This window comes from Nocardiopsis sp. CNZ308, from assembly GCF_004217075.1.
Map to the genome: position 1 here is coordinate 404,244 of NZ_SHKJ01000001.1, position 14,509 is coordinate 418,752.

13 protein-coding genes are annotated in these 14,509 nt (G+C 73.4%); 8 read left to right on the top strand and 5 right to left on the bottom strand.

The window, feature by feature from the left end; all coding sequences use genetic code 11:
- Positions 1-2 precede the first annotated feature (2 nt).
- The 6 genes from thiS to thiI all read left to right on the top strand — a co-directional run bounded on the left by thiS (position 3) and on the right by thiI (position 7,077).
- A complete protein-coding gene (thiS, locus tag EV372_RS01715; RefSeq protein ID WP_130394562.1) occupies positions 3-209 on the top strand; it encodes a sulfur carrier protein ThiS in 207 nt (68 codons plus the stop codon).
- A 2-nt stretch (positions 210-211) separates the two neighbouring features.
- Positions 212-970 carry a thiazole synthase gene (locus EV372_RS01720; RefSeq protein WP_130394564.1) on the top strand — a complete coding sequence of 253 codons (759 nt, stop codon included), beginning with the start codon at positions 212-214 and terminating at the stop codon, positions 968-970.
- Between the two features lie 444 nt (positions 971-1,414).
- Positions 1,415-3,451: a Stk1 family PASTA domain-containing Ser/Thr kinase gene (pknB, locus tag EV372_RS01725; RefSeq protein WP_130394566.1), complete on the top strand. Its 2,037-nt coding sequence runs from the start codon at positions 1,415-1,417 to the stop codon at positions 3,449-3,451.
- Between the two features lie 169 nt (positions 3,452-3,620).
- On the top strand, positions 3,621-4,277 hold the full coding sequence (locus EV372_RS01730; RefSeq protein WP_013154136.1) for a response regulator: 657 nt from the start codon (positions 3,621-3,623) through the stop codon (positions 4,275-4,277).
- Between the two features lie 172 nt (positions 4,278-4,449).
- The gene (locus EV372_RS01735; RefSeq protein ID WP_013154137.1) at positions 4,450-5,475 is read left to right on the top strand and encodes a 6-phosphofructokinase; all 1,026 of its coding nucleotides are present in this window, start codon (positions 4,450-4,452) and stop codon (positions 5,473-5,475) included.
- 312 nt (positions 5,476-5,787) lie between these two features.
- Positions 5,788-7,077, top strand: coding sequence for a tRNA uracil 4-sulfurtransferase ThiI (gene thiI, locus EV372_RS01740; protein WP_130394568.1), 1,290 nt, complete (start codon positions 5,788-5,790; stop codon positions 7,075-7,077).
- Between the two features lie 76 nt (positions 7,078-7,153).
- Here thiI and aroF read toward each other — a convergent pair whose 3' ends face one another.
- The gene (aroF, locus tag EV372_RS01745; RefSeq protein WP_130394570.1) at positions 7,154-8,200 is read right to left on the bottom strand and encodes a 3-deoxy-7-phosphoheptulonate synthase; all 1,047 of its coding nucleotides are present in this window, start codon (positions 8,198-8,200) and stop codon (positions 7,154-7,156) included.
- A gap of 351 nt (positions 8,201-8,551) precedes the next feature.
- Between aroF and EV372_RS01750 the strand changes: the two genes are divergently transcribed.
- The gene (locus EV372_RS01750; RefSeq protein WP_130394572.1) at positions 8,552-9,193 is read left to right on the top strand and encodes a molybdopterin-dependent oxidoreductase; all 642 of its coding nucleotides are present in this window, start codon (positions 8,552-8,554) and stop codon (positions 9,191-9,193) included.
- 14 nt (positions 9,194-9,207) lie between these two features.
- On the opposite strand, the gene macS is transcribed toward EV372_RS01750, so the two are convergent.
- The 3 genes from macS to EV372_RS01765 are packed head-to-tail and all read right to left on the bottom strand — an operon-like array spanning position 9,208 to position 12,116.
- A complete protein-coding gene (gene macS / locus EV372_RS01755) occupies positions 9,208-10,398 on the bottom strand; it encodes a MacS family sensor histidine kinase (protein WP_275101543.1) in 1,191 nt (396 codons plus the stop codon).
- Positions 10,399-10,401: 3 nt separating this feature from the next.
- Positions 10,402-11,322, bottom strand: coding sequence for a hypothetical protein (locus tag EV372_RS01760; protein WP_130394575.1), 921 nt, complete (start codon positions 11,320-11,322; stop codon positions 10,402-10,404).
- Positions 11,319-12,116: an alpha/beta hydrolase gene (locus EV372_RS01765; protein ID WP_013154143.1), complete on the bottom strand. Its 798-nt coding sequence runs from the start codon at positions 12,114-12,116 to the stop codon at positions 11,319-11,321. Before EV372_RS01765 ends, EV372_RS01760 begins: the two co-directional genes overlap by 4 nt.
- A 389-nt stretch (positions 12,117-12,505) precedes the next feature.
- Here EV372_RS01765 and EV372_RS01770 point away from each other — a divergent pair, with 389 nt between their 5' ends.
- On the top strand, positions 12,506-13,360 hold the full coding sequence (locus EV372_RS01770) for a lysophospholipid acyltransferase family protein (RefSeq protein WP_130394576.1): 855 nt from the start codon (positions 12,506-12,508) through the stop codon (positions 13,358-13,360).
- Between the two features lie 84 nt (positions 13,361-13,444).
- Here the strand turns inward: EV372_RS01770 and EV372_RS01775 are convergent, their stop codons facing one another.
- Positions 13,445-14,392 carry an ROK family glucokinase gene (locus tag EV372_RS01775; protein WP_013154145.1) on the bottom strand — a complete coding sequence of 316 codons (948 nt, stop codon included), beginning with the start codon at positions 14,390-14,392 and terminating at the stop codon, positions 13,445-13,447.
- Positions 14,393-14,509 lie beyond the last annotated feature (117 nt).

Sequence of the window (14,509 nt, forward strand, 5' to 3'; positions counted from 1 at the left end):
CAGTGGAACTGATCATCAACGGCGACCGCCGCGAGTTCGCCGACGACACGACCGTGGAAGCCGTCGTGCGCGACCTGACCGGCACCGAGGCCCCCGGCGGTGTCGCCGTGGCCGTCAACGACGAGGTGGTGCGCCGGACCTCGTGGGCCGCGAGCCCGCTCAACCAGGGCGACCGCGTGGACGTCCTCACCGCGGTGCAGGGAGGCTGAGCATGAACGACGACCTCGTGATCGCGGGAACCTCCTTCGGGTCCCGGCTGATCACCGGAACCGGCGGAGCGCCCTCCCTGGAGGTCCTGGAGCAGGCCCTGATCGCCTCCGGCACCGAACTGACCACCGTGGCGATGCGCCGTGTCTCCCCCGGCACCCGGGGGTCGGTGTGGGACGTCCTGACCCGCAACAAGATCCGGGCGCTGCCCAACACCGCCGGGTGCTTCACCGCCGTGGACGCGGTGCGCACCGCCCGCCTGGGCCGCGAGGCGCTGGAGACCGACTGGGTCAAGCTGGAGGTGGTGGCGGACGAGCACACGCTGCTGCCCGACCCCGTCGAGCTGCTGGAGGCCGCCGAACAGCTGGTGGACGAGGGCTTCACCGTGCTGCCCTACACCAACGACGACCCCGTGCTGGCCCGGCGCCTGGAGCAGGTGGGCTGCGCCGCGGTGATGCCCCTGGCCGCCCCGATCGGCTCGGGGCTGGGCATCCGCAACCCGCACAACCTGGAGCTGATCGTCGAGCAGGCCGGCGTGCCCGTCATCGTGGACGCGGGGATCGGCACCGCCAGCGACGCCGCCCTGGCCATGGAGCTGGGGTGCGACGCGGTCCTGCTGGCCACGGCCGTGACCCGCGCCCAGGACCCGGTGCGCATGGCCGCCGCGATGCGCGACGCCGTACGCGCGGGCCGCGGCGCGCGCCTGGCGGGCCGCATCCCCGTGCGGCGCTACGCCCAGGCCTCCTCGCCGTCCGTGAGTTAGGCCACCCGGCCCCGCGCTCCGTCCCCGGCCCGCCGCCGACCGGTGCGTCCCACCTGGGGAGTTTGGCGGCGTCCTCTACCGTGGAACGAGTGTGCGGTCCGGCAAGGGCGCATCCCGCACACCACGACCACCCAGGCGCGAGCGTCCCCACCGCCCACGGAGCGGGCCTCACCGGGGACGGGGCGACCCGACGACCGGCGGAGCACACGCCACCGGGACCGGGAGAGCCCCGGCCGGGGTCGGGACCCGTCGTCCGGGGAGACCGAGCAGGCCCCCCGGACGACCCACCGGCCCCACCGGCACCCGAACGGGACGGCGCGACCGCGAACCGCGGGGCAGACCTGGCGTGGGCTTCCGCTATCGTGTCGGTTCGACACCCGGTGTCGGGTACGCGCCACCGGCCGCGACAGCCCGCGCTCCCCGCAGCAAGGACACTACTCCGCCGTGGACATGACGACTTCCGACCCGCTCGTAGGCGCCACCCTGGACCGACGTTACTTCGTGGAGTCCAGGATCGCCGGAGGCGGGATGGCGACCGTCTACGTCGCCCACGACCTGAGGTTGGACCGACGGCTGGCCCTGAAGGTGATGCACCCTTCGCTGGCCCAGGACCCGACCTTCGTGCAGCGCTTCATCAACGAGGCGCACTCCGTCGCCAAGCTCTCCCACCCCAACGTCGTGCAGGTCTTCGACCAGGGTGAGGACCAGGGGCACGTGTTCCTGGCCATGGAGTACGTACCCGGGCGCACCCTGCGCGACCTGCTCAAGTCCCGAGGCAGGCTCGGCGCCCACGACGCCCTGAACGCCATGGCCCCGGTGCTGGCCGCGCTCGGCGCCGCCCACCAGGCGGGCATGGTGCACCGCGACGTCAAGCCCGAGAACGTCCTCATCACCGAGGACGGCCGGGTCAAGGTCGCCGACTTCGGCCTGGCGCGCGCCGTGGAGCAGTCCAACCAGGGGCTGACCCGCACGGGCACCCTCATGGGCACGGCGGCCTACCTGGCCCCCGAGCAGATCGAGAAGGGCGTCGCCGACGCCCGCAGCGACGTGTACGCGGCGGGCATCATGCTCTACGAGCTGCTCACCGGCAGCCAGCCGCACACCGGCGAGACGCCCATCGCGATCGCCTACCAGCACGTCAACGAGGACGTCCCGCGCCCCTCGCACTTCCTGCCCGGCCTGCCCGCGGAGGTCGACGCGCTGGTCACCAAGGCCACCGAGCGCGACCCCAGGTACCGTCCCAGCAACGCGGGCCAGTACCTGGCCAAGGTCCTGGCGGTGCTCAACGGCCTGCCCGCGACTCCTCCCGTCTCGGCCGCTGACCAGGCCCCGCTGACGCCCGTCGCCCCGGCGGCGGCGGCCACGGCCTCGGTGACCGCGCCCCAGCTCATCGCCGGGGGCGCCGGTCCGGGCACCGAGAACGCGACCATGATCGTGGACATGGCCTCCGCCGGCCTCGACGACGGCCGCTACGACGACTACGACCGCGACAAGGACGGGTACGGCGGCGACGACGGGTACGACGACTACCGGGACGGCCCCGACCGGCGCCGCCGCAACCTGCTGATCGGGATCGGCGCGGCGGTCCTGGCGCTCGTCCTGTTCGGCGCGGGCTGGTGGTTCCTGGTCGGCCAGTACGAGAACGTCCCCGACGTGGTGGGCCGCGATCCCGAGGCCGCGAGCCAGATCATCCGCGACGAGGGCCTGCGCTACGACCTGTCCTCCGAGGCCGTCTACAGCGACGCCGAGCCGGGCACGGTCGGCGAGACCGACCCGGAGGTGGGCGCCCGCCTGTCCCCCGACGACGTGGTCACCGTGTACCTGTCCAAGGGCCCGCAGACGGTGGAGATGCCCGACCTGGTCGAGTTGGACGCCGCCGACGCGCTCAAGGAGCTGGAGGACCTGGGCTTCGACCCGGAGGGCATCGTCCAGGAGGACGTGAACTCCACCGAGGTCGAGCCCGGCGCGGTGGTCTCCACCTCCCCCGAGGCGGGCGCGGAGGCCGACCGGGAGGAGCCGGTCACCCTCACCGTCAGCCGGGGCATCCCGGTGCCCCCGGTGGTCGGCGAGGACCTGGACACCGCCCGCCAGATGCTGGAGGGCGAGGGCCTGTCCGTCGAGGTGGTCGAGGAGGAGAGCGCGGACGTCGAGGAGGGCAAGGTCATCCAGCAGAGCCCCGACAGCGGCTCCAGCATCGGCTCCGGCGGCACCGTCACCCTGACCGTCTCCACCGGTCCGCCCGGCGTGGACATCCCCGACGTGGTCGGCATGCGGGTCAACGACGCGCGTGAGGCGCTGGAGGAGGCCGGTTTCAAGGTCAAGGTCGAGCGCGTCTTCGGCGGCCGCGAGGTGGCGCACCAGTCGCACACCGGCAGGGCGCCCGAGGACACCGAGATCACGATCACCGCGACTCCGGGCGGCATCGACCTGGGCGACTTCGGCGAGGGCGGCGGCCGCGGCGGCGACGACGATGACGACTGACCGGCACGGGCGCGCGGCCTGAGCCGGAGGCGAGGGGGCGGGACCGATCGGTCCCGCCCCCTCGCCGTGTGCGGCCGACCCGGCCAGGCGCACGGCCCGCCGCCCGCTCCACCGCCCCGGCCGTCGGCCCGTGTCGTGGGCGCCGCCCGCCCGGGATAGGGTCACCCGCATGGCGAGCGAGGCGATCCGGGTACTGGTGGTGGACGACCACCCCATGTGGCGCGACGCGGTCGCGCGCGACCTCGGCGAGGCCGGCATCGAGGTCGTGGGCACCGCGGGCGACGGCGCCAAGGCGCTGCGCATCGCCCCGGCCGCGCGTCCCACCCTGGCCGTCGTGGACCTGCACCTGCCCGACATGAGCGGGGTCGAGCTGACCGCGGGCCTGGTGGCGCTGTCCCCGCCGCCGCGGGTGCTGGTGCTGTCGGCGAGCGGCGCCAGCGACGACGTCCTGGCCGCGGTGAAGGCCGGGGCCACCGGCTACCTGGTCAAGTCGGCGGGTCGGGAGGAACTGCTGGACGCGGTGCGCCGGGTGCACGCGGGCGAGGCCGTGTACACCCCGGGCCTGGCCGGGCTGGTGCTGGGCGAGTACCGCAGGCTCTCGTCGGCGGACCGCTCCCGGGAGCCGGAGGCGCCCGAGCTGACCCCCCGCGAGACCGAGGTGCTGCGCCTGGTCGCCAAGGGGCTGGCCTACAAGCAGATCGCGCAGCGGCTGGGCATCTCCCACCGCACCGTGCAGAACCACGTGCAGAACACCCTCACCAAGCTGCACCTGCACAACAGGGTGGAGCTGGTGCGCTACGCCATCGACCGGGGCCTGGACGACTGACGCGCCCTCCCGCGCGTCCGCTTCGCGCGGTCCGCGCCCTCTGCCCCGTACGCGCCGGGCGCGTTCACCGCGTATTCTCCTCCCCGGGTTGGCCCCGGATCACCGCTCCCACTATGGTCTAGACCATATGGCGCCATGCGTCGTAAAACACACAACGTCGAGGAGAATCCGTATGCGAGTCGGGGTGCTGACCGGCGGTGGGGACTGCCCTGGTCTGAACGCGGTCATCCGCGCAGTGGTCCGCAAGGGCATCAAGGACTACGGCTACGAGTTCATCGGCTTCCGGGACGGTTGGCGCGGTCCGCTGGAGGGCGACACCATGCCGCTGGACGTGACCGCCGTGCGCGGCATCCTGCCCCGGGGCGGCACGATCCTGGGCTCCTCGCGCACCAACCTCATGAAGATCGAGGGCGGTGTCGAGCGGGTCAAGGACAACATGGCCGGGCTGGGCGTCGACGCCCTGGTCGCCATCGGCGGCGAGGACACCCTCGGCGTGGCCCGCCAGCTGCACGACCGCGGCGTCAACGTCGTCGGCGTGCCCAAGACCATCGACAACGACCTCAACGCGACCGACTACACCTTCGGTTTCGACACGGCCGTGAACATCGCGATGGAGGCGATCGACCGCCTGCACACCACCGCCGAGTCGCACCACCGCGCGCTGGTGGTGGAGGTCATGGGCCGCCACGCCGGATGGATCGCGCTGCACTCGGGCATGGCCGCGGGCGCCAACGTCATCCTCATCCCCGAGCGGCCCTTCGACATCGACGAGGTCGTCAAGCACGTCGAGAGCCGCTTCGAGACCCAGTACGCGCCGATCATCGTGGTCGCCGAGGGCGCGCACCCCAAGGAGGGCCAGATGGAGCTGGCCACCGGGGAGACCGACTCCTTCGGCCACGTGCGCCTGGGCGGCATCGGCCAGCGGCTGGCCGACGAGATCGAGCAGCGCACCGGCAAGGAGGCCCGCTCGGTGGTCCTGGGCCACGTGCAGCGCGGCGGCACGCCCACCGCGTTCGACCGCGTGCTGGCCACCCGTCTGGGCGTGAACGCCATCGAGGCCGTGCACGACAAGGCCTTCGGCAAGATGGTCGGCCTCCAGGGCACGGACATCGTCCGCGTGAACCTGGCCGAGGCCACCGACACCCTCAAGACGGTGCCCTCCTCGCGCTACGAGGAGGCCGAGGTCTTCTTCGGCTAGGCACGCGCGCCCCGCGACCCGGAGCCCCGGGAACCGGATTGTCCCGGGGTCCCCCCGGAAGGACCGGCCGCCGGCCACGCGCGCCGGCCCCCTCCGGAACGGTCCGCGCCCCCTCCCAGCTCCCAGGGAGGGGGCGCGCCGCGTCCCGGGCGGCCTCGGTGTGCCCGCCGCCTCCCTCCCGTCCCGTCCGGGAACGGACGGAGCGGTGGACGGGATGTTCGATACTGGAGGATGGCGATGGACGCTCCCGGCCCCGTCACCGCCACTCCCACCTCACACCGGGACACGAAGGCATCCACCGGAGGTAGCACCATGTCCGCGTCGCTTGAGTCCGCGCCGCTCCCCGCAGCCCTGGCCGGGTCCGACGCCGGGCTCGGCGAGCTCTGCGTGCTCATGAAGCTCGGCGAGATCGTCCTCAAGGGCTCCAACCGCAAGCTGTTCGAGCGGCGGCTGCACAACAACATCCGCGCCTCCGTGCGCGACCTGGGCGAGGTCCGCCTCTCCCAGCGCGGCGCGGGCGTGATCATCGTGCGCAAGCCCGACGCCTCCGACCTGGAGGTCGCCGAGATCGCCGACCGCATGGCCAACGTCATGGGTGTGGTCTGGGTGCACCTGGTCCGCCGCGTGCCCAAGGACCTGGACGCCGTCACCGACATCGGCGTGCGCGTCATGCAGGGCCGCGAGGGCACCTTCGCCGTGCGCGCCCGGCGCCGCGACAAGCGCTTCGAGATGACCTCGTCGGAGCTGGCCGGGTACCTGGGCTCGAAGATCATCGAGGCGCACGGCTACAAGGTCAACCTCAAGCGCCCCGACAACACCCTGTTCGTCGAGGTGGACAAGGACGAGGCGTTCGTGTTCACCGACGGCGTGCCCGGCCAGGGCGGCCTGCCCGCCGGGATGAGCGGCCGCGGCCTGGTGCTGATGTCGGGCGGGATCGACTCCCCCGTCGCCGCGCACCGGATGATCCGGCGCGGGCTCAAGGTCGACTTCCTGCACTTCTCCGGCATGCCGTTCACCGGCCCGGAGTCGATCTACAAGGCCTACAGCCTCGTCCGCCAGCTGGACCGCTACCAGGTGGGCTCGCGGCTGTTCGTCATCCCCTTCGGCAAGGCCCAGCAGCAGCTGAAGAGCTCGGGGATCGAGCGGCTCCAGATCGTCGCCCAGCGCCGCCTCATGCTCAAGACCGCCGAGGCCCTGGCCGACGACCTGGGCGCGGAGTGCCTGGTCACGGGGGACGCGCTGGGCCAGGTGTCCAGCCAGACCATGACCAACCTGACCGCCCTGGACGACGCGGTGGACCTGCCGATCCTGCGTCCGCTCATCGGCATGGACAAGACCGAGATCATGGACCAGGCCCGCCGGATCGGGACCCTGGCCATCTCGGAGCTGCCCGACGAGGACTGCTGCACCATGCTGACCCCGCGCCAGGTGGAGACCGCGGCCAAGATCCCGGACCTGCGCCAGATCGAGAAGCGCCTGGACGCCGAGGAGCTGGCCGAGCACCTGGTCACCACCGCGCAGGTGCACAAGCCCAGCTTCCTGGGCGACGCCGCGCCCAAGCGCGTGGCGCCCGCCTCCGCGTCGGTGGCCGCCACCGCCTAGCCCGGAACGGCGGCGCCCCGGCCCCGCCCCGCGTGCGGGGAGCGGCCGGGGCGCCGTCGTGTTCAGCCCCGAGGTCTCACAGACCGGCCAGTTCGCGGCCCGGCGCCGGGGTCAGGGTGCGGCCGGTCAGGGCGGCCAGGGTGCCCGCCAGGTCGCGCAGCTCGGCCAGGTCCTCGTGCAGGAGGGCCTGCGGGCCGTCGCACAGGGCGTTCTCCGGGTGGGGGTGCACGTCGACGATGACGCCGTCCGCGCCGACCGCCACGGCCGCGCGCGAGAGCGGCAGCACCAGCTCGCGCTTGCCGCCCGAGTGGGACGGGTCGACGATCACCGGCAGATGGGACAGGTTCTGGGCGACCGGGACCGCGCTGATGTCCAGGGTGTTGCGGGTGGCCTTCTCGAAGGTGCGGATGCCGCGCTCGCACAGGACGATGTCGAGGTTGCCGCGCTGGGCGATGTACTCGGCGGCCATCAGCCACTCCTCGATGGTGGCGCTCATGCCGCGCTTGAGCAGGACCGGCTTGCCCGCGTCCCCCACCGCCTGGAGGAGGGCGAAGTTCTGCATGTTGCGGGTGCCGACCTGGAGCATGTCGGCGTAGGAGGCGACCAGCTCCACGTCGGCGGCGTCCACGACCTCGGTGACGATGGGAAGGCCCGTCTCCTCGCGCACGTCGGCGAGGATCCTCAGGCCCTCCTCGCCCAGGCCCTGGAAGGCGTAGGGGGAGGTGCGGGGCTTGTAGGCGCCGCCGCGCAGCAGGGACGCCCCCGCCTCCAGCGCCATCCGGGCCGCGGCCAGGGTCTGCTCGGGGGTCTCGACGGCGCAGGGGCCGGCGATGACGGTGACGTTGTCGCCGCCGATCGGCACTCCGCGCACGCTGACGACGGTGCGGCTGTCGTGGTTCTCGCGGCTGACGAGCTTGTAGGGGGCGGAGATGCGCAGGACGTCGCTGACGCCCGGCTTGGCGGCCAGGCCCAGGTCCTGGAAGCGCTCGACGTCACCGACGAGGCCGATGATCGTGCGGCTCACCCCGCGCGTCACGTAGGCCTCGCCTCCGGCGGAGGAGACCAGCTCGACCAGATCGTCGATGTTCTCGGGGGTGGCGTCCGGCGCCATCACGATGACCATGTGCGTTGTCCCTAGCTGCTTGTCGGTTGGGTGAACGAGCCGACCGGCGCCCGGAACGAGAAAAGCCCCGGGCTCTACCGGCCCGGGGCTCAAGTCGTCTGTGTCAGCGCAGCGCTTTACAGGCGACCGGGGTGTCGGGCCGGTAGCCATAAAAGCGCCAGAAGTTCCGCTGCATGGCTGGAACTATAGCGCACGGTCGCCGCGCGTCCGCACACCCGGGGTGAGTGACCTGTCTCTCGTCGGTGCCTGACAGGATGGCCGCACGCACGTTCTCCCCACGGGGAAGGCGTTCCGCTCCGGCCGACCGGCCGGGCGCGCCGCGGGAGCCCAGAGACGAGCAGGGGGACGGAAGTGTCCGAGGGAACGGACGAGGACGCTACGGGCGGGGCCCGGCCCCGGATGCCTCCCGGGCAGGCGGTGCGCCGCGAGCACAAGCCGCTGCACTACGGCCCGGTGCCCGCCTTCCGCCCGCAGCGGTGGGACCTGCGGGTCACGGGGGCGACCGAGGACCTGGGGGCGTACCGCTGGACGTGGGAGGAGTTCGCGCGGCTGCCGCGCACGGACTCGGTGAGCGACTTCCACTGCGTGATGCGGTTCAGCGTCCCGGACGTGCCCTGGCGCGGGGTGCTCGCCGCGGACCTGGTGGCCGCGGCCCCGCCCGCGCCGGAGGCCACGCACGTGATGGCGTGGGGCGAGTACGGGTACGGCGCGAACCTGCGCATGGACGACTTCCTGGCGGAGGGGGTGCTGCTGGCGACCCACCGCGACGGCGAGCCCCTGGCCCCCGACCACGGCGCGCCGCTGCGCCTGGTGGTGCCGCACCTGTACGGGTGGAAGAGCGTGAAGTGGCTGCGCGCGGTGGAGTACATGACCGCGGACCGCCGCGGTTTCTGGGAGGAGCGCGGCTACCACAACCGGGGCGACCCGTGGCGGGAGCAGCGGTTCTCCCACCAGGAGGGGGAGCGGGGGCCGGGCCGGGCTCCGCGGCGGTGAGCCGTGCGGGGCCCTCAGCTGCGCGGGACCCGCATCTCCACCTCGGTGCCCTGGCCGGGGACCGACACGTACTCGACGGTGCCGCCCAGGTCGCGCACGCGGCCCCGCACGGACTGGGCCACGCCGATGCGGCCCTCGGAGCGGGCCCGCTCCAGGCGGCCGGGCTCGATGCCGGGGCCCTCATCGCGCACGGACACGGTCACCGCGTCGTCCTCGTCCTCCACCAGGACCCAGGCGCGCGTGCCCTCGGGGCAGTGCCGCTCCACGTTGTCCAGGGCGGCGAGCACCGCGGCGGCCAGTTCGGCGGCGGTGTGCGCGGGCAGGACGACGGGCGTGGCGGGCGCGGACACCGACACGCGGGCCGACTCGGCGCGGCGCAGCGGCTCGCGCAGGTCCACCCCGTTCCCGGTTCCGGACGCGGCCGCGCGCCCCGAGGGGGGCTGCGCCGCCCCGCCGGTCCCGTTCAGCCCGTCCGTCCGGCCGGAGGCGTCCTCCGACGATCCGATCGCGACCAGCGCGCGCAGGCGCGCCTCCTGCTCACCGGCCATCCGGCCCAGTTCGGCGGCCTCTCCCCCGGCCTCGGCGCCGCGCCTGCTCACCAGGGACAGCACCTGGAGCACCGAGTCGTGGATCGAGCGGGCCAGCTGCTCGCGCTCGCGGGTGCGCGCCTCCAGCGCGACCGCCTGCGCGAACCGCCGTTCGGCCCGCTCCGACATCCAGGACATGTATCCGACCGCCAGCCCGGCCAGGAGCAGCAGGACCACGCCGCGGGCGGTCGCGGCGGTCACGGCGGCGTCCATGACCGTGCGCAGGGTGAGGTCGGCGAGACCGTAGAGCACGGCGACGGCCGCGGCGGCGCGCCCGCCCCAGATGACGCTGGCCGCCAGCGCGGTGCCCGCGAACCAGTAGCCGCTCAGCGGCGGGGCCTGGGTGAGGTAGAACGGCGTGGCCGCCAGGGCGGTGGCGAACAGGCACGCGAAGGCCACCGCGAGGTCGGCGGTGAGCACGCGCCAGTCGCGCAGGTGCGGGCGGGCGTAGGCGCGGGTGGTGAACGCCGTCCACACGACCATGACCGCCAGCACCGTCCAGGCCAGCCAGGGCCGGGTCAGGTGCTCGTGGTGCTGGACGAGGAGGAACAGGGCGTAGACCAGGGACGCTGCGCGGAAGACGGCGAAGGCGCGCCAGAGGGGGAAGTCGAAGCCCAGGGGTCAGACCACCGCCCCGTTGTCGGGCCCGCCGTCTCCGGGCGGACGGGAGTCGGTCATGCGCAGGATGAGCACGACGAAGCTGACCAGGAAGGCCAGCACCGCGGCGAACATCAGCCAGTTGGGCAGGGAGACGCCGACGAACGCGGCCCCGAACACCAGTACCGGAGCGCCCAGCAGGCACAGCCAGGCGGCGATGCCCACCCGGTCGCCCTGGAGCAGGGGCGGCGGTGGCGGGGGCTCGTAGTGGCCCTCCAGGTCGGCCTCGGCCCGGCGCCGGGCCTCCTCCTCCGCCGTCTCGCGCTCCTGCCCGTCCCCGGCGCCGGCGGCCCCTCCGGCCAGGAGGTCGCCGCCGGAGGAGGCGTCCCCTCCCGGGGCGCTGAGGTTCTCGGCGTCGGGCCAGGCGGCGCGGCGGCGCTGCCCCCGGGTGTCGGCGTCGTCGTAGAAGCGGGCGACCAGGTCGTTCCAGACCTCGTCCTCGTCCTCGGGCCGGGCGGGCGCGGCGTCGGGGTCGACGTTGGCGGGCGGGCCGTCCAGCAGGTCGCCGCCGACCGTCGCGTCGGGGGGCTCGTGCGCCGCGGCGGCCTCCCCGCCCTCCTCGGCGTCGGCGTCGGAGCGGGGCTCGCCGCGCGACGCCAGCAGGTCGGGGGCCGTCCCGGGCCGCCCCTCCAGGTCGGGCAGCTCCGCGCCCAGGACCCTCTCGGCCGCGGCCCGCTCCTCGGCGTCCACGTACAGGTGGTCGGTGGGCGGGTCGTCGGCCTGGCTGCCCGCGGGCTCCAGGACGTCCTCGTCCAGGGGCACGGCGTAGGCGGCGATACCGCTGCGCCGGAGCGCCTCCAGCATGAGGTCGGCGTGCGAGGGCGCGAGCAGGATCAGCGGAACGTAGGCGTCGGCGAGCAGGCCGTTTCCCCGACGTTGCGTCATCGGTCGGCTCCTTCCCCGCTTCTACTGTGCTCTCGCACGAAGGCGAGGCTCCCGTCGAAGACGACGGCGGCGTCATGGTCGAGGGTCGCCACGTGGTAGCTGTCGTGGAGCAGGTGGATCGTCAGCCCGGTGTTGACCGCTCTCCTAGCGAGGATACGCAGACTGCGCGGTCCGACGACGTGGTCCTGGGTGCTTCGGTAGGCCAGGATCGGCGCTCGCAAACCGGACATGCCCTCCTGAACCTCGCGCCACAGCTTCGGGAGTGTCGCCGCGGCCGCGGTGGGGACGCGGTCGTACCCGCCCTCGGTGGTGTCGTCCTTGGAGACGTCGCAGCCCAGGCCGGGCGTGGAGGGCATGATCCGCGAGACCAGGCGGCGGACGGGGGCGATGACGGGCAGGCGCCGGTCCTCCACCGCCAGGGAGGGGTTGACGAGCACGACCCCGCGCACGAGGCCCGGGTGCCTCTGGGCCAGGCGCAGGCTGAGGGCGCCGCCCATGGACAGCCCCATGACGAACACCTCCCCGCAGCGCGAGGCCAGGTCCAGCAGGGCCCGTTCGACCTCGGCGAGCCAGTCGTCGCTGGTGGTGAGGTTCATGTCGTGCCAGACCGTGCCGTGCCCGGGCAGCAGGGGCGCCTCGACGCTGAGTCCGGCGGCGGCCAGGTGCTCGGCCCAGGGGCGCATCGAGTACGGGGAGCCGGTGAAACCGTGGCAGAGCAGGACGCCCGTGTCCGACCCGCGGTGACTGAACGGCTCAGCGCCCGGGATCAGGGGAGGGGCGTCGGTCGGTCTCACGGAGCGGCTCCAGGAATCGTGCGGTGCGCGGGGAACGGGGGTCTGCGGCGACCGGAGCGGAGGCACGGGAAACCCTGGCTCCTGCCGTGAGGCTAACCGTTCGGCGGTCCGTTCGCCATGAGTGCACACTAACGTTCCCCTCCCCGGCGACCGGAGGCAGGCACCCGCCACGCGGGCCGACTGAGTATCCTCTTCTGCGTCGGGCCGACGGCCCGTTCGGGGGCGCTTTGGCACTCGCGCTCACACGGTGGGAGGATGGCGCACGTCAGGCGGCGGCTCCTCCCCCACTCTCCGGGCGCGAGCCCTCCTGACAATGTCGGCAGAGCGGGACGGTGAATCGTGGCAGACCCTGCCCAGTGCTCCCCGCGTGTGCAGGGGTGATCTGAGCGATGTTCTACTGGGTGGTCAAGGCGATCCTGGGGCCGGTCCTGGCCGTACTGTGGCAGCCGCGCGCCGAGGGTGTGGAGAACGTGCCGCGCCGCGGGCCGGCGATCATGGTCAGCAACCACCTGTCCTTCTCCGACCACTTCTTCGGTCCGCTGCCGCTGCCGCGCAAGATCACCTTCCTGGCCAAGGCCGAGTACTTCACCGGCACGGGCGTCAAGGGGCTGCTGAGCCGGGCGTTCTTCACCGGCGTGGGTCAGATCCCCATCGACCGCTCGGGCGGCAAGGCCAGCGAGGCGGCGCTGCGCACGGGCCTGAGGGTGCTCAAGCGCGGCGACCTCCTGGGCATCTACCCCGAGGGCACCCGCTCCCCCGACGGCAAGCTCTACCGCGGCCGGACGGGTGTGGCGCGGCTGGCGCTGGAGGCCAAGGCCCCGGTGGTGCCGATGGCGATGATCAATCTGGAGAAGATCATGCCCCCCGGCCGCACGGTGCCCAAGCTGGGCGTGCGCCCCAAGGTCAAGTTCGGCAAGCCGCTGGACTTCTCCCGCTACCACGGCATGGAGAAGGACCCGCGCGTGCTGCGGGCCGTTACCGACGAGATCATGTACGCGCTGATGGAGCTGTCCGGCCAGGAGTACGTGGACCGCTACGCGCAGTCGGTCAAGGCCGAGCTGGAGGCGGAGGCCAAGGAGGCCAAGCGCGAGCAGCACGCCAGCGACAAGGACCGCAGGAGGACCGAGCGCGAGCGGCGCAAGGGGGAGCGGCGGACCCGCCGCGAGGAGAAGCGGGCGGCGCGCAGGGACAGGCGCGAGGGCGGGGACGCGGACGCCGCGGATCCGACCTCCGCCCAGGAGTAGCCCGCGCGGCGGCCCGACACGCGGACGGCCCCCGCGACCCCCGCCGTGGGGGTCGCGGGGGCCGTCCGCTCCTCGGGGTCCGGGTCAGTGCCGGGCGAGGTCGCCGGCGCCGACGATGCCCGCCTCTCCGCCGAGTTCGGCCAGGCGCACCTCGGCCATGCGGCGCCCGGGGCGGCCCGGGACGTTGCGCGCGAAGGCGGCGCGGACCGGGTCCAGCAGGATGGACCCGGCGTCGGAGACACCGCCGCCCAGGACGAAGCACTCGGGGTCGAGGATGGCGGCGAGGTCGGCCAGGCCGTGTCCGGCCCACTCCCCGACCTTGGCGAAGCACTCCAGGGCGGCCCTGTCCCCCTCCAGCGCCGCCTGGGTGATGACGTGGCCCTCGACCTGGTCGATGACGCCGTCGGCGAGCTTGAGCATGCGCTCGGCGGCCACGGGGTCGGTCAGCGCCAGGTCCTGGGCCTCGGCGACCAGGGCGCGGCCGCTGGCGTACTGCTCCCAGCAGCCGTGGTTGCCGCAGGCGCAGCGGCGCCCGTGCGGGACCATCCGGTAGTGCCCGACCTCGGCGGCCACGCCGTAGCGGCCGCGGTGCAGGGCGCCGCCGATGACCAGGCCACCGCCGATGCCGGTGCCCAGGGTGATGCACACGATGTGGTCGCTGCCGCGCCCGGCGCCGAACCTGGCCTCGGCCCAGGCGGCGGCGTTGGCGTCGTTCTCGATGACCACGGGCAGCCCGACGCGCTCCTGGACGTGGTCCCGGAGGGGCTCGTCGCGCAGGCCGAGGTTGACGGCGACCTGGACGGTGGCGCGGTCCTCGTCCACGAACCCCGCCACCCCCACCCCGACGGCCCGGACGGAGTCGGCGTCCTGTCGGCCGCGCAGCTCCCCGACGGCCCTGGCCACGACGTCGGCCAGGGCCTGCGGGTCGTTGGAGGGGGTGGGGTACTTGACCTTGTCGAGGATCTGCCCTTCGGGGTCGACGACCCCGGCGGCGACCTTGGTCCCGCCGATGTCTACGCCGATGGTCAGCATGGGGGCAGCTCCTTCGTACTTACGCCCGAACTCTGACATAAGTCTCAAGGTTCATGGCAAAGTGTTTTCAGATGATGTATGCCATCTGATTAAACCAGGCGCGAGGCGACCCCCGAC